The organism is Streptomyces sp. NPDC052052 (assembly GCF_040680455.1).
In the GTDB taxonomy this organism is placed as follows: Bacteria; Actinomycetota; Actinomycetes; order Streptomycetales; family Streptomycetaceae; genus Streptomyces.
Genome location: NZ_JBFAWU010000031.1, coordinates 17065 through 35349, shown reverse-complemented (window position 1 = coordinate 35349; position 18285 = coordinate 17065). Strand labels below are relative to the sequence as shown.

Here is an 18285-nt window from a genome sequence, read left to right as displayed (position 1 = left end):
ATGCTGAAGTTCGAGGACATAGTCGACGCGCCCGTGGGCAAGCTGAAGACCGCTGCCGACGACTGGGCGCACATGGTCACCGACCTGAACCGACTCGCGGAGGACGCCGAGGGCGGCATGAAGGCCAAGGCCGACAAGGCCGAGTGGGAGGGCGTCAACGCGGGCGTCACCAAAGCCTTCATCGGTAAGACGGCCAAGGAGTTCAAGGACGCCGCTGCCGAGGCCAAGGGCGTCCAGCAGATCCTCGCGGACGCCCACGCGGCCATCAAGAAGGCCAAGGACGACCTGATCGGTATCCGGGACGACGAGGGGCCGGCGGCCGGTATCCATGTCGATGTCAAGGGCAAGGTGACTGCCCGGCACCCGATCGAGGAAGCCGGCATCGCGGCACGCCATGATCCCGACTACCCCGAACTGCTGCGTCAGCAGAGAAAGAACATCGAGGCGTGGCAGAAGAAGATCGACCTCATCGTCGACAACTGCAACGACACCGATGTCGCCTTCAAGAACGCCCTGGAGGCCAACGTCACCGAGGGCCGGGACTTCAGCGCGCCGAAGTACGCGAACCTGGACCAGGAGGAGGCCGCCCGCGCCGCCGCGCTCGCGGCCAAGGGCCGCGACATCACGCACACCGAACTCCAGCAGCTCAACGAACTGCTCCACGACAATGGAAAGTCGACCGAGTTCGCGAAGAACTTCTACGAGAAGCTCGGCCCGGAGAAGTCACTTGCCTTCTTCGGTCAGCTCTCGACCGATACGTATGAGTACGGAAAGGTCGACAAGGAGCGGCTGAAGGACGTCCAGGACCTCCAGAAGAACCTGGGGCTCAACCTGGCCACCGCCTCCAAGGACAAGAACTTCACCGCGGAGTGGGGCCCGGAGCTGCGCAAGCTCGGCACGGAGCGCATTCCGCTGGCCAAGTACGACAACGGCGGGCCGTTCGGCTACCAGCTGCTCGGCGGCATCATGCGGTATGGGAACTACGACGCCAAGTTCCTCAACCCGATCGCCGAACATGTGGCACAGCTTCACCAGAAGGACCCGTACATGTTCGCCGACAACAAGGTGGTGAACAGTCCGTTCAAGAACCCGTTCAACCCCTCCGGCGTGAACGGCTCCGGCTACGACCCGACCGTCTCGATGCTGGAGGCGCTCGGACACAGCCCGGACGCGGCGAAGCACTTTTTTGCCGACCCGCCGACCGCGTACAACGAGGACGGCACGGTCAACACCGGCGCGACAGCGAACCTGGGCAAGGGTGAGGACGGCCAGGGCATCGACAACTACCTCGACTTCTTCGGCAACGAGAAGTGGGAGTCCTACGGGGACGTCGACTCGCTGGACCAGGGCGAACTCAAGAGGTCGCTCAACTACATGCCGGACGCCCTGGGGCACGCACTGGAGTCGGCGACGCTCGGCTACCCGTACGACAGCCCGGACGCGGCAGTGGTGCGGGATGCGGACAACGCGACGGTCATGCGACAGGTGATCGAGAAGTACGGCAGCGACGCCGGGCTGCTCAAGCAGCAGGAGGCGCTGTCCGACAGCCTGGGCACCATGGGTGCCGGGTACATCGACGACATCAACTGGTCGCTGGACAAGAACAATCCGGACAGTGTCTTCGCGCCGGGCAAGAACCCGGACGGGCATCTCGACTTCTCCGACTCTCCGGATAAAAACGGCCGGAGCGCCGTGCGTGGATTCCTCAGTTCCCTGGGCCAGCATCCGGACGCGTACGCCACCGTGTCCAAGGCGGAGCAGGTGTACTCGACCAGTGTGCTGGAGGCCCAGGTCGGCCCGGACGGGGAGATCGATACTGGGGCCGCGCGGTCGACAGTGCATGTCGGTGCGGAGGTTCAGGGCATGCTCGACCAGTCCCGCGCAGACCAGGTCGAGGCGACGAACCTGAAAACGCACGAGGACTACGAGAAGGCTGTGGCCGCGCGGTCCGGCTGGGTGGAATTCGGTGCCACGTCGGCGCTGGCCGCAGGTGTGGCCTTCCTGCCCGCCACCGCGGCCGTGGGTGCCGCCGCGGTTCTCATTCCCCTGGCGACAGACACAGCCAGCGGGGCCGTGGAGCAGGTCATCGGCCAGGTCATCGGAGACGTTTCCGACAACTCCATCGATGAGCACAAGGAAAAAATCGACGAGCTCACCAGAGGGGAGAAGACCAAGGTGTACTCCGCCGGTGAGTCCATGGCCGAGGCGCCCATGGAGCGGTTCATGGCCCAGCACGACGTCGACATCAACAGCAATTTCGGCCAGAACCTCAAGGAAGCGATGAGGGTCGGCTACTCGACCGGCAACTCCCGCGAGGACCAGCAGGGCAATGATCCCGAGACTGGGGACTGAACCAGGAATGGTGCGGAACGGGCGCCGGAAGACGAGTCGTATGGGAGCGGGACAGCTGAGACGCGCACTGTGCGTGATCGGCTTGGTGATGGCTGTCGGTGTCGGTGCGGTCGGGTGCGGCGGCGACGAGAAGACGCCGGACTACGTCGGTGCGGAAGAGGTGTGTGACGGGCTGTTCGAAGGCCCTTTGGCGAAGACGATCGAGTCCGTCACGGGAGCTACTTCGTTCGCCTGGACCAACCCGGATCGTATGGACCGCGTCGTCGATGCGCTGGAGGCGGGGTACGAGTCCGGCCATCGCTGGTCCGGCGGTGGCACGCTGTGCACTCTCTCGCCCGAGGGTGGGGTGAGGGCGGACCGGGCAGGAATCGCCTTTTCCATGTATGCGCCCCAGGACGTGGGAGATCTGCGTGTTCCGACTGACGGGCGGCTTTACACCATGGGGAAACAATCTGAGGCGACTCCCACCTCCGCTGCTCTCTACTTCGAGTGCGTAAGCACCCGGTTCAAGGGGTCCAAGGAACGCCCGATGCGCATACTCGGGAATTTCGGCCGACCCAAGGATCGCGGGCAGAACGCGTCTGATCCCAGGGAAGTCAACCTCACGGTCGTCCACGCGGCATCCCTTGCTCTGGCGAAAGAGCTCGGGTGTGAGAACAACGGTGGTCTGCCGAAGACCCCGGTGCTCACGCCGAAGTAGCGGGTTCCGCCGGCAGCAACGACCCGCTGTCCGCCCGGTTCGGGCGACGTGACGGGCTGCGAGGACGACGGAGGGATCGAGGCCCCGACGTCGCTGGACCCGGCGTAAATCCGGAGCACAGCGGAACGGCCGCCCCCGTACCCTGGGGGCGGCCGTCCCTCCCGCTGGAGGCCGTGACCGGATTCGAACCGGTGTAACTCGAGTTGCAGTCGAGCCCCTGAACCACTCGGGCACACGGCCGTGCGTTTCTTGCTGTGGTTCGACCGGAGGGGCGGGCGCCCCGGCCGCTCAAGGGTGCGGGGCGGGCTGCAATGCGACTGCCATACCGCGTTCACGACCGGGACCTGCAGCCGCGCGTGCGGAACGCCGTGGTCCTACGACCGACGGATGAGCGCCGGTCCGTCTCGCGACAGGGTTCATATCGGATCTTGCCCCTTACTCTTGGGCGCATGAGTGCCCTGGAACCACGAGACGGCGGCACCGGTACCGAGACCGGCACCGCCGTCGACGCAGCAGCGATACCGGCCCCGCCCACCGCCCCCGAGGGCGTGCTCGGGCGCACCTACCGTGCGCTCAGCGTCGGCATCGTCTCCGTCGTGTTCCTGATCGCCTTCGAGGCGACCGCCGTGGGGACCGCGATGCCGGTCGCCGCGCGGGAGCTGCACGGCATCGCGCACTACGCCTTCGCGTTCTCCGCGTACTTCACCACCAGCCTGTTCGCCATGGTGCTGTCCGGGCAGTGGGCGGACCGGCGCGGGCCGCTCGGGCCGCTCGCCACCGGGATCAGCGCGTTCGCGGCGGGGCTGCTGCTGTCGGGTACGGCGGGCAACATGTGGACCTTCATCGCCGGGCGGGCCGTCCAGGGGCTCGGCGGCGGGCTGGTGATCGTGGCCCTGTACGTGGTGATCAGCCGGGCCTATCCGGAGCGTCTGCGGCCGTCGATCATGGCCGCGTTCGCTGCGAGCTGGGTGATCCCGTCCGTCGTCGGACCGCTCGCCTCCGGGAGCGTGACCGAGCACCTGGGGTGGCGGTGGGTCTTCGTCGGCATCCCGGTGCTCGTGGTGTTCCCGCTGGCGCTCGCGCTGCCCACGATCCGGCGGCGGGCGTCCGGGCCCGCCGACCCGGCGGCGCCCGTGGAACCGTACGACCGGCGCCGCATCCTGCTCGCGCTCGGTATGTCGCTGGGTGCGGGGCTGCTCCAGTACGCGGGGCAGGAGCGGAACTGGTTCGCGTTGCTGCCGGCCGTCGCCGGTGTGGCGCTGCTCGTCCCCGCGGTGCGGGGGCTGCTGCCGCCGGGGACCGGCCGGGCGGCGCGCGGGCTGCCCTCGGTGGTGCTGCTGCGCGGGGTGGCGGCCGGGTCGTTCATTGCCGCCGAGTCGTTCGTGCCGCTGATGCTGGTGACCGAGCGCGGGCTGAGCCCGACCCTGGCCGGACTCTCGCTGGCGGCCGGGGGCGGGACCTGGGCGCTCGGTTCGTACGTGCAGTCCCGGCCGCGCCTGGAGGCGTACCGGGAGCGCCTGATGGTGGGCGGCATGGTGCTGGTCGCCGCGGCGATCGCGGCCGCGCCGTCGGTGCTGATCGACGCGGTGCCGGTCTGGACCGTGGCCGTGGCCTGGGCCTTCGGATGCTTCGGCATGGGCATGGTGATCGCCTCGACGAGTGTGCTGCTCCTGAAGCTGTCGGCGCCCCAGGAGGCCGGGGCGAACTCGGCCGCCCTGCAGATCTCGGACGGCCTGTCGAACGTGCTGTTGCTGGCGGCGGGCGGGGCGGCCTTCGCGGCGCTCGGCGGCGGCGCGGCGGGGGCCGTGCACGAGGCGGCCCAGGCGGGGTCGGCCGGGTCCCACCCGGGGGCGTTCGCGGTGGTGTTCCTGCCGATGGCGGGGGTGGCCCTGGTGGGGGCGTGGGTGGCGGGGCGGGTGCGGGTGAGGCCTTAGCGCGCGGCACTGCGCAGTACCATCCGTGGGTGGCTGGTCTGAACCTGCGGTTCACCGCGGAAGAACTGGACGCACTGCGCGCGTGCCGAGTCGGAGGGGCGGAGCATGCAGTCGTTCGCCCACGATGCGGTGATCACTGCCATAAACGAACACTCGCGCCTTCTCGACGAGGCGGCGGACCACGTGCTGAAGGTGAGTGAGGAGCTCAACCGGAGGCTCGCCTGATGATGTACTCGACTCTCCCCGAGCTGCTCAACCTTGCCGAGCGCCTCGGGGCAGTGGAGGCGCACGCGCCTACGGGCTGCTCGATTCGGCGCTCGCCCGCCCGCAGGCGAGCGTGTTCGGCCAGGACGCCTATCCGGACGTCTGGCAGAAGGCAGCGGCGCTCATGGAGTCCCTGGCGCGCAACCACGCTCTCGTCGATGGCAACAAACGCATCGCCTGGTATGCGACCTGGGTCTTCCTGCATGTCAACGGGCATCGCTTGAGCGCGGACTTCGATGTCGACAAGGCCGAGAAGTTCGTGCTGGACGTGTGCCAGGGGGTCCTCGACATGCCCAGGATCGCGGAACGGCTCCCCGATTTTGCCGCGTGACGGCGTTCTGTGAAGAGAGTCTCAGCGAGGCCGAACCACCGCTCGTCCCTACGGGTTTCCACCCGGCCCCCCGGTAAGGTGGCCCGGTTGTCGTATCGCGTACGGGTGCGTCCCGGCCGGTACGGACAGCACCCCACGTACCCGAGAGACCCGAACCGGAGACCGTGACTACTACCGCCTCCCACCAGCTCTCACCCGCCTTCCCCGGCCGCGCCCCCTGGGGCACGGCCGGCAAGCTGCGAGCCTGGCAGCAGGGCGCCATGGAGAAGTACATCCAGGAGCAGCCACGAGACTTTCTCGCGGTCGCCACCCCCGGCGCGGGGAAGACCACCTTCGCGCTGACCCTCGCGTCATGGCTGCTGCACCACCACGTTGTGCAGCAGGTCACCGTGGTCGCACCGACCGAGCACCTGAAGAAGCAGTGGGCCGAGGCCGCGGCCCGGGTCGGGATCAAGCTCGACCCCGACTACAGCGCGGGACCGCTGAGCAAGGAGTACCACGGCGTCGCGGTGACCTACGCGGGTGTCGGCGTCCGTCCGATGCTGCACCGCAACCGGTGCGAGCAGCGCAAGACCCTGGTGATCCTCGACGAGATCCACCACGCCGGTGACTCGAAGTCCTGGGGCGAGGCGTGCCTGGAGGCGTTCGACCCGGCGACCCGCCGGCTCGCGCTCACCGGCACGCCCTTCAGGTCCGACACCAACCCGATCCCCTTCGTCGTGTACGAGGAGGGCAACGACGGCATCCGGCGCTCCTCGGCCGACTACACCTACGGCTACGGCAACGCGCTCGCCGACGGTGTGGTGCGCCCCGTGATCTTCCTCAGCTACAGCGGCAACATGCGCTGGCGCACCAAGGCCGGTGACGAGATCGCCGCCCGGCTCGGCGAGCCGATGACCAAGGACGCCATCGGGCAGGCCTGGCGCACCGCCCTGTCACCCACGGGGGAGTGGATCCCCAATGTGCTGAGCGCCGCCGACAAGCGGCTGACCGAGGTGCGCAAGGGCATCCCGGACGCCGGCGGGCTCGTCATCGCCACCGACCAGGACTCGGCGCGCGCCTACGCCAAGATCCTGAAGGAGGTCACGGGCGAGAAGGCCACCGTGGTCCTCTCCGACGAGAAGGCCGCGTCGAAGAAGATCGACAAGTTCAGCGAGGACGACTCGCGCTGGATGGTCGCGGTCCGCATGGTGTCGGAGGGCGTCGACGTGCCGCGTCTCGCTGTGGGCGTGTACGCCACCACCATCTCCACGCCGCTGTTCTTCGCGCAGGCGGTCGGGCGCTTCGTGCGTTCGCGCAGGCGCGGCGAGACCGCTTCCGTCTTCGTCCCGACCATTCCGATGCTGCTCGACTTCGCCAACGAGATGGAGGTCGAACGGGACCACGTCCTCGACAAGCCCAAGAAGGGCAGCGACGAGGAGAACCCCTTCTCGGAGGAGGACAAGCTCCTCGCCGACGCCGAGAAGCTGGAGGACGAGGAGACCGAGGAGCAGCTGCCCTTCGAGGCACTCGAATCCGACGCGGTCTTCGACCGGGTGCTGTACGACGGTGCCGAATTCGGTATGCAGGCGCACCCGGGGAGCGAGGAGGAGCAGGACTACCTGGGGATTCCCGGACTCCTCGAACCCGACCAGGTGCAGCTGCTGCTCCAGAAGCGGCAGAGCAGGCAGATCGCGCACAGCCGCCAGAAGCCGGCCGCGGAGGCCGATCTGCTGGAGAAGCCGGCCGAGGCGCGCCCGGTGGTCACGCACAAGCAGTTGCTGGGGCTGCGCAAGCAGCTCAACACGATGGTGTCCGCGTACACGCACCAGAGCGGCAAGCCGCACGGGGTGATCCATACCGAGCTGCGGCGGGTGTGCGGCGGGCCGCCGAGCGCGGAGGCCACGGCCGGGCAGATCCAGCAGCGGATCAAGAAGGTCCAGGAGTGGGCCACCCGGATGCGTTGATCCGGTGCCTACGGCCCCGGTGCGCGGGAGGATCGCTCCGCCCGCGCATCGGGGGCCGGACGGGCCGGCACCAGTCGTGCCTGTCGCCCGGCGAGAGCCCGGCGGGCTCTCTCACTCGAAGTACTTCAGGCTGTATCCGACGTCCTTGGTCGCTCCGGGAACGTTGGCCCGGCGGTATGTGGTCTTGCCCCACCAGACGGCCGTGCCGGTGTACCAGTAACGGTGGGACCAGGAGTACGGCGTGCCCTTGGCGACCGCGTGGAACATGATCGGGAAGCGCTTGCCCGACGGAGGGCCGGCGGTGGCGTCGCCGTTCGCCAGCACGAAGGTGTGGTGGCCGGGGCCGTCGACCTTCTTCGTGGTGCTCCACCCGGACATCATCGATGGTGCGTAGGAGCCGAACAGGCAGCCGTTGCTCTTGTACCAGTCCCATACGTACGTCGGGTTGCCGCCGGCCCGCAGCCGAAGGTCGGCGATGCAGTACTTGTTGCTCCAACTCCCGTTCGCGGAGTAGGCGATGTGCAGCCGTCCGCTGGGATCGACGATCGGCTGCGGCGCTTCGTTGATGTACGGATGACCGACGACGCGTTCCCACTTCTCGCGCGGCTGAGAGATGACGTAACGGCTTCCGGTGGCCTTCGTGGGACTGCTCATGCGCGCGATGTACAGGTTCTGCTCGATGTTGCTGTTACCGGCCCAGCCGGACCACACGAACCAGCGCTGTCCGCGGAAGGTGAACGGCACGCCGTCGATGGCCCACTTGTTGCCGGGCAGACTCACTTGTGTGGCGGCGGAATAGCCGGAGGCCGCTTTGGTGGAGCTGATGTGGTACATGCGGTGGGCTGTGCCGCGGCCGGCGGAGAAGTAGATGCGGTAGCGACCTTTGTCGTGCACGATCTCCGGGGCCCAGACCTCGCCGCGGCCGCTCTTGTCCCGCCACACCTGGTGCTTGGGCGCGGTGGCGAGGCCTTTCAGCGTGGTGGCCGAACGCACCGTGATGCCGCCGCCCCCGGACTTGGCGGAGACGTACAGCTTGCCGACCTTGATGACGCTCGGGTCGGCGCCGCCGAGGCTGGTGCGGCCGCTGGCGGACACTTGCTGGTCCGCCGTCGCGACACCCGCCTGAGCGACCGCGGGAGTCGCGGTGTGCCCGGCAAGGAGTGCCCCGACGAGTCCGAGTGGAACGAGACCGATGAGCCATTGAGCAGGGGAAAACATGTGCCTCCTCATCATGTCCGCGCAGAGATCTCGCGGAGCATGTCCGTGCGGTGAATGGCCGTCAATGTGGGCAGCAGTGCCCCTACTTGCCGCCGTCCAGAGTCGGGCAAGGGGTTATGCGTGGCGAAGGAAATCGGTGCCTCTGTGACGGACCTGGGACATCGAGGGGTGTGTTCTCGCGGATCTTGTTTCGTCCTCGGATCGGCGGTGTTGGTGTGCGTCCGTGCACCCCGGGTGGTGTCGGCCAGCTCCCTCGCGTGGGGGTCTGCTTGGCGTCGTCGACGATCGCGCGGCTGATCACGGCGATGGTCACAGCGATGGTGAAGGTGAGGGTGCCTGGCTTGATCAGCCGGTCCTGGGCGGTGGGGTTCGGAAAGAGTATTTCTCCCGAGCCGCTCGTTTTTTCCTCTCGGCTCAGGTCTGCTTTTCCGTGCCTGGAAGGTGATGTCGAGAAGTGGAAAATCTTTCTTTCTGTCGGTCGCTCCTGTGGGTGCGAGGTTGCGGGGCGTCACTTTATCGATGAGGAAGGGAGTTGACGTAAGAGTCGACCAGGAACTGAAATGATCAAGCGGCAGCGGTGTGTTTCCGCGAGGTAGTGCCGGGTGTGCGACGGGCCGGCCCGGAACGGGGACGGCGATCTCCGTTCCGGGCCGGTGGTTTTCATGCGGGGCGGGCGCGGTCGCCGGGTGAACGGTCGTCGGGCGGGTGGCTACCAGACGAACGGGGCGGACTGGAGGCTCGTGGCCACGCACTGAACCGTGGCCGAGGTCGGGGACGATGTCGTGAGCTGCAGCGACCAGTTGGTGGAACTTGCCGGGGGGGACAGTTGGTAGGAATCGGTCTTGTCACCCGTCGCCAGGGTTCCGGAGGTGAGCGGCAGCGCACCCAGGGTGACAGGGACGGGGCCTACCATGCCCGGGTTGACCGTCCCGGAGAACTGAACCGTGCTGGTGGTGGTGCCCGAGGTCTTGGTGAACTTGACCGTCGTCGTGATGCTGTTCGGGTCGGCGCTGTACCCGGCCGGGATCTGGATGCTGCTGGCGGACGTGGTGAACTTGATGGTCTTGGTGGTGCCCGAGGTGCCGGGGGTCAGGGTCGCGAGGCCACTGCCCCAGCTTCCGCAGTCGTACGTCGCCGTCGCGGAGGTCGGGGTCACCGCCTGGGCCGTCGGGGCGAGGCACAGTACGGCGGTCGCGGTACAGGCCGCAGCCGGCACCAGCAGGACGCGGAGGCGTCTTCGGTCCGGCGGCCGTGGTGAGGTGTTGGACATGAGGGGGAACTCCTTCCGGTTGGATGCGCATATCCACATGTCCACGCGGAATGCTGAAAGCGTCGTGCGCGCGATCTTCGCGTGGGTCTTTCTGGGATATGTGTGCCGGGCCTGGCACGTCGGTGCAGTGAAACGGCAGCCTTCGGAGATGTCAATAGATGTCAACAGGTGCGTGAAAAGTGCCTGTGTAATGCTTTTCGGGTATTTCCGAGAAGGATCAATCAATCCTCTCTTGACTTCTCTGCACCCGACCCCCTCAATATGCGCAGTCAATGGACCATGGAGGGGTGTCTGGTGATTCGACGACGAAGACCCGGCGTAACCGGGCTGCTTGCTGCCGTACTGTCACTGAGCTGTCTCGGGGTCACCGCCCAGGCTGCATCAGTGACCGGGCAGCAGACCGCCGCCGGCACGATCACGCCGACCGTCCACTGCACCCTTCCGGCCGGTCAGGGTGAGGCGACGGGGCCGCAGGAGATGACGGTCGAGTTGTCGCCCGCGGTCGTCGCTCCGGGCGGCACGGTGCATGCGAAGGTCACGCTCGGCGCATCGCCCGCCACGAGCGCGATCGCGCTGACGAATGTGCCGACCACTCCCAGCCTTGACCTCGCCATGTCCGGCGGGGCCACCGGGACCGTCACCGTGAGGGGCACCGAGTTCACGATGGACGTCCCGGCCGGGAAGCCGATCGAACTACCGCCGTTCGAAGGCGACTTCCTGGTCCCGACGAACGCCTCCGGTGCCATCTCGTTCGCCCCCGTCCGCAACCTGACGCAGACCAAGGTGCTGGGCTCGGTCTTCGAGACGCCCTGCGACGTGGTCGACGGCGGCAGCAGCATCGGCACCGTCACCGTGGAGGGCACCGGAACCACGCCCGCCACCCTGACCGCCCCCACCGAAGCAGTACGGCCCAACACCGCTGTGGCACTGGGCGGTTCGGACTGGACACCCGGCGGCACGCCGGTTCCCTCGCTGTGCGCGGCAGGTGGCGGCGGCTGCGATCCGGGGAAGTTCAAGAGCAACACGCTCTCCATCAGTAGTGACGGGACGCTGCAGGGCACGGCCACCCTCGCGCAGGCCGGAGCGGTGCCGGACGGTACCTATGCGGTGAAGGTCAACGACGGTACGAAGGAAGCCACCGCTCCCCTCACCGTCAAGGCCGTCGTGGCCGGCAACCGTGAGATCTCGCTGTCCCAGAGCAGCGGGCCGGTCGGCAGTGTGATCACGGTCAGCGGCCAGAACTACAACCCGGACCGCTGGATCAATGTCATCGGCCTCGATGCGACGGGCGCCACGCTCGACGACAGCGCGGTCTACGTCAAGAGCGGCTCGGACGGCGCCTTCTCCGTCGAGTTCACCGTGATCTCCGATGCCGTCGCCACCGTCCAGGTCGACGAGGGCAACGACCCGGCGACCATACGGACGGCCTCGTTCACCGTCACCACGGGCGGGGGAGGGGGTGGCATCGACGCCGATCAGACGCTGACCACCTCGGTCCGGGCCGGGACGCTGTCCATGGTCCAGGACGGTGACACCGTCGACTTCGGGACGACCGTCCTGGGTACGGGCAGCGGTGTGCAGCGTGCCCGGCTCAATCGGGTCGAGGTGGAGGACGCCCGTGGCGTCAACAGCGGCTGGTCCCTGACCGCCACCCTCACCGGCTTCACCAGTGCCGGCGGGGGCACCATCCCGGCGGACGCCGTCCGGTGGACGCCCAAGTGCACAGCGCAGAGCGGGAGTGCGGGGGTGCCGGTCGCCGGTTCGCCCGCCACACTCGGGAGCGAGGCGGCGAGCCTCTGCCGGATGAATCCGGACGGGTCGCTTCCGCTCACCGGCGGCCGGTTCGATGCCGACGCCGATCTCACCTTGACGGTTCCCGGATACACCCAGCCCGGGGATTACAGCGCCACCCTGACACTCACGCTTCTCTGAGGTCTTCGAGGTCTTCGAGGTCTCCGGGATCTTCGGGGTCTGCGGGACCTTCGAGACCTCCGGGAGCGTAGCCGTCAGGAAAGAAAAGTACCGAAGACGCCCGCCTGATCCGATAGCGCACGGGAGCAGGCGGGCGTCCCCTTTTCACCTTCAGGGAACGTCCGTAGTCACGGAGGAATCGCATGTCCTTACGGCCCAGTTCGAGAAGATCGGAAGGATCGAGAAGACCGGAACGACCGGGTGCGGTGCTGCGCCGTGCCGTCGCCCTCACCGCCGGGGCCGTGCTCGCCTGGACCGGTGGAACCGTCGCCCTCGCCCCTGTCGCCCACGCCGGCACGGTCACGCCGACCGTCCACTGCACCCTGCCGGCCAGTCAGGGCGAGGCCACCGGGCCTCAGGAGATGAGCGTCGAGCTCTCACCGGCCATCGTCGACCCGGGTGGCAAGGTCCATGCGAAGGTCACGCTCGGCCCGTCCCCGGCCACCAGCGGGCTCAGCCTGAGCGATGTGCCCACCACCCCCAGCATCGACCTCGCCATGTCGGGCGGTGCGACCGGCACGGTCACCGTCACCGGCCCCGAGATCACCCTCGACGTGCCGTCCGGTCAGCCGATCGAGATCCCGCCGTACGAAGGGGACTTCATCATCCCCACCGACGCGAGCGGACCGATCTCCTTCACCCCGACCCGCAATCTCACCCGGACCAAGGTGCTCGGCTCCACCTATGAGACCCCGTGCGACGTGGTCAGCGGCGGCGGCTCCATCGGCACCGTCGACGCCGAGGGCACCGCGGGCCTGCCCGCCACCCTGACCGCGCCCACGACCGAGGTCCGGCCCTCCACCGGTGTCGCCCTGTCCGGCAGCCTGTGGACCGTTGGCGCCACTCCGGTGCCCTCGCTGTGCGCCGCCGACGGCGGCAGCTGCGACACCGCCAAGTTCGTCTCCAACACCCTCGCGATCAGCAGTTCGGGCGAGCTGACCGGAAGCGCGGTGCTCGCCCGTGCGGGCACCGTGGCCGACGGCTCGTACCTGGTGAAGGTCAGCGACGGGACGAAGGAGGCGACCGCGTCCCTGACCGTCAAGGCGTTCGTCCCCACCGGGCCACGGACCATCGCGCTCTCCCGCGCGGGTGCGCCGCTCGGCAGCGTCATCCAGGTGACCGGCAGCAACTACCTCCAGGACCGGTGGATCAACACCATCGGCCTGGACGCGAACGGGGCGACGCTCGACGACACCGCCGTGTACGTGAGGAGCACCCCCGAGGGCACGTTCAGCGTCGACTTCACCGTCTCCGACCCGGCCATCGCCGCGATCCAGGTCGACGAGGGCAACGATCCGGCCACCGTACTGACCACCCCGTTCACCGTGACCGATGCCGACGCGACCCTGTCCGCAGGCGCCGCGAAGGTCAAGCCCGGCGGAACGATCACCCTCTCCGGGGGTGACTGGCCGGTCGGGAGCACGCCCACCGCCGCGCTCTGCGCCGCCGACGGCAGCGCCTGCGACAGTGCGGCGATCACCGGCTCCACCCTCCGGATCGACGCCGACGGGACGCTCGCCGGTACGGTCACCGTGTCCGGCTCCACCTCGCGCGCCGAGTACCTGCTCCAGGTCACCGCGGGGAGCGCCCAGGCACTCACCCCGCTGACCGTCGCTCCGACCTTCGTCGTCCTCACCCCGTCGGCAGGGCCGAAGGGCACCGCTGTCACCGTCCTCGGGCAGGGGTTCGCGAAGGTCGCCACCGTGTCGATCGTCGGACTGAAGGCCGACGGATCGCAGACCTCCGACTCGTTGAAGACCAAGGTGGTCGGGCTGGACGGGGCGTTCTCGCAGACGTTCACGGTCAACGACACGGCGACCGTCGCGATCCGGGTCAAGGAGGTCCTCGCCAACCCGCGTGTCGAGACGGCGGCGTTCACCGTCCAGGACGGGGTGGTGCCCGCCGGACCGTCCTTCACCCTCTCTCCCTCCGAGGGACCCACCGGCACGACGGTCCAGGTGGCCGGCCGGGGCTTTGCCCCCGTCGCGACGGTCGCGGTGACCGGCCGCACCGCGGACGGGGCGCAGACCTCGGACTCGTTCGTCACCCGGGTCATCGGACTCGATGGCACGTTCGCCCTCAACTTCACCGTCCGGGACCCGGCGACGAGAGCGATCAGAGCCTGCGAGGTGCTCGTGAACGGAAAAATTGTGCAGCAGGCATTCACGGTGAGTTAACGCTCGTTCGCATCAGGTGAGCGGAGCGTCACCGCGGCGTCGGCCGACCTGGACGCGCGTAGACGTCCAGGTTCCGGCCGGCGCCGCGCTGACCGGCGGTTATGCTTCCTCGCCTTGACTCCGCTTCCGGCCGCGCCCGGATTCTGGACGAGGTCTTCCGCTGAGCGAACTGGCTCGCTACTGTCCCAAAAAATGCACGCCCCGTGGCAGTGCCGCCGCGGAGCGCAGCCGGTTGCCTTGGCCAGGCCGGCGGCTTCTCCGTGCGTCGCCGCTGGGACCGGCGACACACTTTTCCCGGGGACCAGCCGCCGCCGCTCACCACGGAGGAGAGGGCGTCGTGACCGCGGAGACCTCCCAGACGCTCGACCGGGGACTACGAGTCCTCAAACTGCTTGCCGACACCGATCACGGCCTGACCGTCACCGAGTTGTCCAACAAACTCGGGGTCAACCGGACCGTCGTCTACCGTCTGCTTGCCACCTTGGAACAACATGCCCTGGTACGCCGCGACATGGGCGGCCGGGCCAGGGTCGGGCTCGGCGTGCTGCGCCTGGGCCGCCAGGTGCATCCGCTGGTGCGGGAAGCCGCGCTGCCGGCGCTGCGATCCCTCGCGGACGACATCGGGGCCACCGCCCACCTCACGCTGGTCGACGGCAGTGACGCGCTGGCGGTCGCGGTCGTCGAGCCGACCTGGACGGACTACCACGTGGCCTACAGGGCCGGCTACCGCCACCCGCTGGACCGGGGTGCCGCGGGCCGGGCGATCCTCGCCGCCCGCCAGAACCGGGTGGGGGAGACCGCCTTCACCCTCACCCACGGCGAACTGGAGACCGGGGCGAGCGGGGCCGCGGCCGCGCTGGTGGGGGTGACGGGGGTCGAGGGCAGCGTGGGCGTGGTGATGCTCGCGGAGTCCGTACCCGAGCGCGTCGGTCCCCGTGTCGTGGACGCGGCCCGCGAGGTGGCGGACGCGCTGAGATAGGGCCGAGGACGCCCCGGGGGAGGGTGGGGCCGGGGGCGGCCGCACCCGCCCCCGGCCCGTACGGTCCGCCCGGCGGTTAGATTGGGCAGGTGCTCACTCGTCTCTCGCGTCGCCGCACCCTCGCCCTGTGCGCCCTGCCCGTCCTCGCCCTGTTCGGCGTGGCCGCCTTCGTGCCTCTGCCGTTCACGCTGGCCCAGCCCGGTCTCACCGCGAACGTGCTCGGGAGCGATCACGGCACCCCCGTGATCAGCATCAAGGGCGCGCCCACCCGCTCCACCAAGGGTCAGCTGCGGATGACGACGATCGTCGCGACCGGGCCCACCGCCGATGTCGGCATCGGGGACGTGGTCGACAGCTGGTTCCGTACGGACCGGGCGGTCCTGCCGCGTGATTCCGTCTACCCGACCGGCGGCTCCGAGAAGGAGATCGAGAAGCACAATCTCGAAGACATGCGGAAGTCGCAGAGCTCCGCTGTCGACGCCGCGCTGAACTATCTGGGCAAGCCCAAGGGCTCGGTCGACATCACCCTGCACCTGGCCGACGTGGGAGGGCCCAGTGCGGGCCTGTTCTTCGCGCTGGGCATCGTCGACAAGCTGGAAGGCAACGGCTCCGGCGGCGATCTCACCGGTGGGCGCACCATTGCGGGGACCGGCACGATCGAGGCGAACGGCGACGTCGGCGCGGTCGGTGGCGTGTCCCTGAAGACCCAGGCCGCGCACCGCGACGGTGCGACGGTCTTCCTCGTGCCGAAGGCCGAGTGCCGGGAGGCGGGCGCCGAACTGCCCAAGGGGCTCCGGTTGATCCCGGTCACGACGCTGAAGAGCGCGGTGTCCTCGCTCCGGGCGCTGGAGCAGGGGCACAAGGTCCCGAGCTGCTGACCTCTGCGGCCGGCGCCGGCACGGCGGCCCGCTCCGCCGCGCCTTCGGCCCCGGCTCCCGGTGCCGTGTGCTCGGCCACCGCGTCCATCGTGCGCCAGGCCGGGAAGACCACCGGGCTCAGCGTCGCCAGCAGGTACACCCCACCCATCGCCAGCAGCGCACCCCTGGCCCCCGCGCTCTCCACGAGCAGGCCGGCCGTGAGACCTCCCACCGGCATGGCCAGTTCGCAGCCCGCCGTGAGGACGCCGGAGACCCGGCTGCGCAGCTCGTCGGGCACACTTCCGTAGATCATCGTCGTCAGGATCGGGTTCAGTACCCCGCCCGCGATACCGCTCAGTGCCATGGTCACGGCGAGCGGCAGCGTCGTCCCGGTCAGTGCCGCGACGACGTACCTGGGCGCGCCGCACAGCACCACGCACACCGTGAACACGGCCCGGGGCGAGAACCGGTGCCCGACCGCCCCGTACAGCAGGGCCCCGGCCAGGCCGCCCGCTCCGAACAGCGCGGTGAGCAGCCCGATGTCCCTCGCCCCGCCCAGTTCGGCCGAGGCATGCACCGGCAGCAGGACCGCGTTCCAGCCCTGGTCGGTGCCGTTCATGAAGAGGACCATCACCACGACCGCCAGCAGCAGCCGGTTGCCGAGCAAGTAGGTGTATCCCTCGCGCAGTTCGGTGCGGTAGGCCCGCAGCGATACGGGTGCCGCAGCCGTGCGCGGCTCGGCCGCGCGCACCCCGCGCACCCCGGCCGCGATCAACAGCGCGGACGACAGGAACGTCGCCGCGTCCAGCAGCAGTACGGTCTCGGCGCCGACCAGTGCGATCAGTACGCCCGCCAGCGCCGCTCCGACCATCCGGGCGCCGCGCGAGACGGCGTCGAAGAGGCTGGCGGCGCGGGCGAGGGTGGTGCCGGCGTACTCGGCGAGGTCCGGTACGAGGACGTAGCGCGCCGTGTTTCCCGGCGTGTGAAGGAGTCCGCCGAGCGCCATCAGCGCGCACAGCATCCAGAAGTCGAGCGCGTCGGCGTAGTGCAGGAGCGGGATCGCGGCGACGGTGGCGCCGCAGACCACGTCGGAGGCGACGGAGACCCGGCGTCGTCCGATCCGGTCGATGACGGGCCCGCCGATCAGTGCGGAGACGACGATCGGCAGGGTCGCACAGAAGGCAACGACACCGGCCCGTCCCGCGCTCCCGGTGGTCTCCAGTACGAACCACGGGACGCCGATGAGGGTGAGGGAACTCCCGATGGTGGAGATCGAGTTGGCCGCCATGACGGCCGCGAGCGGCTTGCGGTCCCGATGGCCGGCGCGCGGGGAGCCGGGTACGTCCGCGCCGGTGCCGTGGCCGTCCGCGCTGTCGTGTGTGTGCTTTTCCCCGTCCACGGCGGCTAGGCGGTGCGGGGCGAACGAGACGGCAGGGCGGGCCGGTTCGGTATCAGGTGCAGGCCCAGCTCGACCAGGGTCCAGCCGAGCCGGTGCCGCAGACCGGCGCGCGGGGTGCGCGGGATCCTGTTGAACTCCTCGGCCTGGTGGCGCAGTTCGGTGGCGCGGACATCGTGCAGCAGCAGGTGGATCTCGGCGTGCATGGGAAGGCCTCCGGTCGGTTCAGGCGTGCGGGCGGGGGAAGAGGTGCAGGTGCGTGCGGACCACGGCCGAGCCCTCGGCGTCGTCGGGGACGCGCCCGCGGTAGCTGTTGACCAACTCATGGAGTTTCTCGGACAGTTCCGCGGAGAGCTCCGGGGTGAGCCGGATCTTGAAGTCGCTGAGGTTCCAGCTCTCGGTCCATTCCCGGGGCCATTCGTGCATCGTGCCGAGCCAGGTGTTGAGTTCCTGGGCGTGGACCGTGGCGATCTCATGGAGTACGACATTCATCGCGCCGCGGACCTCGGGTCCGGCGTCCCGGATGATCTCCGGGTCGAAGGAGGTGCCGGAGTGCAGTGCCCGCCACCACCGCTCGCGGCCCTTGCCGAGCGCGGGGTCCTCCTCCACGAAGCCGTAGGAGGCCAGCTGGCGCAGGTGGTAGCTGGTGGCGCCGCTGGACTCGCCGAGCCGGTCGGCGAGTCCGGAAGCGGTGGCGGGTCCGAACTCCCTGAGCGTGTTGAGCAGTCGGATGCGCAGGGGGTGGGCGAGACCGCGCAGCTTGCGGGCATCGACGTTGAGCACATTCGGTTCGTCGGCGGCCTGGTCGCCGCCGACGGTTTCGTTCGCGTCCATGCCTCGACGATAGAGATGCAAAGATTGCTTTGCAACACCTTTTTTGCATCAACTTC

13 protein-coding genes, 1 tRNA gene and 1 pseudogene are annotated in these 18285 nt (G+C 68.9%); 9 read left to right on the top strand and 6 right to left on the bottom strand.

What is annotated here, in order from left to right:
• Together AB0L71_RS29550 and AB0L71_RS29545 are read left to right on the top strand one after the other, a co-directional pair.
• On the top strand, positions 1-2352 hold the full coding sequence (locus AB0L71_RS29550; protein ID WP_365248623.1) for a DUF6571 family protein: 2352 nt from the start codon (positions 1-3) through the stop codon (positions 2350-2352).
• Between the two features lie 73 nt (positions 2353-2425).
• The gene (locus AB0L71_RS29545) at positions 2426-3052 is read left to right on the top strand and encodes a hypothetical protein (protein ID WP_365248621.1); all 627 of its coding nucleotides are present in this window, start codon (positions 2426-2428) and stop codon (positions 3050-3052) included.
• 165 nt (positions 3053-3217) lie between these two features.
• Here the strand turns inward: AB0L71_RS29545 and AB0L71_RS29540 are convergent.
• A tRNA-Cys gene (locus AB0L71_RS29540) sits at positions 3218-3292 on the bottom strand.
• Between the two features lie 209 nt (positions 3293-3501).
• Between AB0L71_RS29540 and AB0L71_RS29535 the strand changes: the two genes are divergently transcribed.
• The 3 genes and pseudogenes from AB0L71_RS29535 to AB0L71_RS29525 all read left to right on the top strand — a co-directional run bounded on the left by AB0L71_RS29535 (position 3502) and on the right by AB0L71_RS29525 (position 7527).
• Positions 3502-4986: an MFS transporter gene (locus AB0L71_RS29535; protein WP_365248619.1), complete on the top strand. Its 1485-nt coding sequence runs from the start codon at positions 3502-3504 to the stop codon at positions 4984-4986.
• Positions 4987-5210: 224 nt separating this feature from the next.
• Positions 5211-5581 (top strand): annotated as a pseudogene (locus AB0L71_RS29530) (Fic family protein).
• 164 nt (positions 5582-5745) lie between these two features.
• Positions 5746-7527 (top strand): DEAD/DEAH box helicase, encoded by a 1782-nt coding sequence (locus tag AB0L71_RS29525; RefSeq protein ID WP_365248617.1) that lies wholly within the window; start codon positions 5746-5748, stop codon positions 7525-7527.
• A gap of 111 nt (positions 7528-7638) precedes the next feature.
• Here the strand turns inward: AB0L71_RS29525 and AB0L71_RS29520 are convergent, their stop codons facing one another.
• Together AB0L71_RS29520 and AB0L71_RS29515 are read right to left on the bottom strand one after the other, a co-directional pair.
• Positions 7639-8745 (bottom strand): glycoside hydrolase family 43 protein, encoded by a 1107-nt coding sequence (locus AB0L71_RS29520; protein WP_365248615.1) that lies wholly within the window; start codon positions 8743-8745, stop codon positions 7639-7641.
• A 709-nt stretch (positions 8746-9454) separates the two neighbouring features.
• Positions 9455-10015 carry a hypothetical protein gene (locus tag AB0L71_RS29515; protein WP_365248613.1) on the bottom strand — a complete coding sequence of 187 codons (561 nt, stop codon included), beginning with the start codon at positions 10013-10015 and terminating at the stop codon, positions 9455-9457.
• A 384-nt stretch (positions 10016-10399) separates the two neighbouring features.
• Here AB0L71_RS29515 and AB0L71_RS29510 point away from each other — a divergent pair, with 384 nt between their 5' ends.
• The 4 genes from AB0L71_RS29510 (at position 10400) to AB0L71_RS29495 (ending at position 16020) form a co-directional block, all read left to right on the top strand.
• A complete protein-coding gene (locus tag AB0L71_RS29510) occupies positions 10400-11947 on the top strand; it encodes a hypothetical protein (protein WP_365248611.1) in 1548 nt (515 codons plus the stop codon).
• A 245-nt stretch (positions 11948-12192) separates the two neighbouring features.
• On the top strand, positions 12193-14163 hold the full coding sequence (locus tag AB0L71_RS29505) for a hypothetical protein (RefSeq protein ID WP_365248609.1): 1971 nt from the start codon (positions 12193-12195) through the stop codon (positions 14161-14163).
• A 337-nt stretch (positions 14164-14500) separates the two neighbouring features.
• Complete coding sequence (locus AB0L71_RS29500; RefSeq protein ID WP_365248607.1) at positions 14501-15142, top strand: helix-turn-helix domain-containing protein; 642 nt, start codon at positions 14501-14503, stop codon at positions 15140-15142.
• Positions 15143-15231: 89 nt separating this feature from the next.
• Entirely contained in the window at positions 15232-16020 is a 789-nt protein-coding gene (locus AB0L71_RS29495; protein WP_365248605.1) for a S16 family serine protease, read from the top strand.
• Here AB0L71_RS29495 and AB0L71_RS29490 read toward each other — a convergent pair.
• From AB0L71_RS29490 to AB0L71_RS29480, 3 genes are all read right to left on the bottom strand, one after another.
• Positions 15950-17287: an MFS transporter gene (locus AB0L71_RS29490; RefSeq protein ID WP_365248729.1), complete on the bottom strand. Its 1338-nt coding sequence runs from the start codon at positions 17285-17287 to the stop codon at positions 15950-15952. The genes AB0L71_RS29495 and AB0L71_RS29490 overlap by 71 nt on opposite strands.
• Positions 17288-17403: 116 nt before the next feature.
• Positions 17404-17601, bottom strand: a complete 198-nt coding sequence (locus tag AB0L71_RS29485; protein ID WP_365248603.1) for a hypothetical protein — start codon at positions 17599-17601, stop codon at positions 17404-17406.
• Positions 17602-17620: 19 nt separating this feature from the next.
• Positions 17621-18229, bottom strand: a complete 609-nt coding sequence (locus AB0L71_RS29480; RefSeq protein ID WP_365248601.1) for a helix-turn-helix domain-containing protein — start codon at positions 18227-18229, stop codon at positions 17621-17623.
• Positions 18230-18285: the final 56 nt, after the last annotated feature.

Bases quoted from the DNA above. Each gene is read 5' to 3' on its own strand.
- AB0L71_RS29550 (WP_365248623.1), top strand. From the start codon at position 1: ATGCTGAAGTTCGAGGACATAGTCGACGCGCCCGTGGGCAAGCTGAAG.
- AB0L71_RS29535 (WP_365248619.1), top strand. From the start codon at position 3,502: ATGAGTGCCCTGGAACCACGAGACGGCGGCACCGGTACCGAGACCGGC.
- AB0L71_RS29520 (WP_365248615.1), bottom strand. From the start codon at position 8,745: ATGTTTTCCCCTGCTCAATGGCTCATCGGTCTCGTTCCACTCGGACTC.
- AB0L71_RS29515 (WP_365248613.1), bottom strand. From the start codon at position 10,015: ATGTCCAACACCTCACCACGGCCGCCGGACCGAAGACGCCTCCGCGTC.
- AB0L71_RS29490 (WP_365248729.1), bottom strand. From the start codon at position 17,287: ATGGCGGCCAACTCGATCTCCACCATCGGGAGTTCCCTCACCCTCATC.
- AB0L71_RS29485 (WP_365248603.1), bottom strand. From the start codon at position 17,601: ATGCACGCCGAGATCCACCTGCTGCTGCACGATGTCCGCGCCACCGAA.
- AB0L71_RS29480 (WP_365248601.1), bottom strand. From the start codon at position 18,229: ATGGACGCGAACGAAACCGTCGGCGGCGACCAGGCCGCCGACGAACCG.